Source organism: Escherichia sp. WS1265, assembly GCF_046487585.1.
GTDB lineage: Bacteria > Pseudomonadota > Gammaproteobacteria > Enterobacterales > Enterobacteriaceae > Escherichia > Escherichia coli.
The window spans coordinates 1-1,049 of record NZ_JBJQJE010000082.1 but is presented as its reverse complement, the minus strand read 5'-3'; the positions used below and the strand labels follow the sequence as shown (position 1 = coordinate 1,049).

Genomic DNA, 1,049 nt, shown 5'->3' with positions numbered 1-1,049 from the left:
TGATATGCCGAGTGGCAGGGGAAGCGTCACTCTGGAGTTTAAGGTTTTCCATAAAGGCAATCAGTGGGCAGGTAATATCACCGACTGTACGGTGATTGTGACCAAAAAAGCTGCTTCCGGTATCAGTATCCGTTGAAATATTTATAACCCCAATACGGGCGCCAGAAATGGCGCCTTTTTTATTTGTGGAGTGAGTATGGCAGTACAGATTTCAGGTGTGCTGAAAGATGGTGCGGGAAAACCAATACAGAACTGCACTATTCAACTGAAGGCAAAGCGTAACAGCACCACGGTACTGGTAAACACGGTGGCCTCAGAAAATCCGGATGAAGCCGGGCGTTACAGTATGGATGTTGAGTATGGCCAGTACGGCGTCACCCTGCTGGTTGAAGGCTTTCCGCCTTCACATGCCGGGACCATTACCGTCTATGAAGGTTCCAGACCAGGTACGCTGAATGATTTTCTTGGTGCCATGACGGAAGAGGATGTCATGCCGGAGGCATTGCGTCGTTTTGAGGCAATGGTGGAAGAAGCGGCACGCAACGCCGAAGCCGCCTCTCAGAGCGCAGCGGCGGCAAAGAAATCCGAAACTGCAGCGGCATCATCGAAGAACGCGGCGAAAACGTCAGAGACGAATGCAGGTAACAGCGCACAGGCGGCAGCGGCCTCACAGACTGCATCGGCAAACTCCGCGACAGCAGCCAAAAAATCAGAAACCAACGCGAAAAATAGCGAGACAGCAGCAAAGACGAGCGAAACCAACGCAAAGTCCAGCCAGACGGCAGCGAAAACCAGCGAAACGAATGCTAAAGCCAGTGAAACTGCGGCAAAAAACAGCCAGGCTGCAGCAGCCGAAAGCGAGAGCGCGGCAGCCGGTTCTGCGACTTCAGCAGCTGGATCAGCAACTGCTGCGGCTAACAGCCAGAAAGCTGCGAAGGCGAGTGAAACTAACGCAAAGTCCAGCCAGACGGCAGCGAAGACCAGCGAAACGAATGCCAAAGCCAGCGAAACTGCGGCGAAAAACAGTCAGGATGCAGCAGCCCAAAGCG

General features: G+C 53.4%; 2 protein-coding genes. Both read left to right on the top strand.

From position 1 onward, the window contains the following. Positions 1–136, top strand: a 136-nt coding sequence (locus ACJHX3_RS24910) for a hypothetical protein (RefSeq protein ID WP_410236252.1), incomplete at its 5' end; no start/stop codon positions are given. Between the two features lie 60 nt (positions 137–196). After that, positions 197–1,049: prophage tail fiber N-terminal domain-containing protein (locus tag ACJHX3_RS24905; RefSeq protein ID WP_410236251.1), on the top strand; the 853-nt coding region annotated here is incomplete at its 3' end.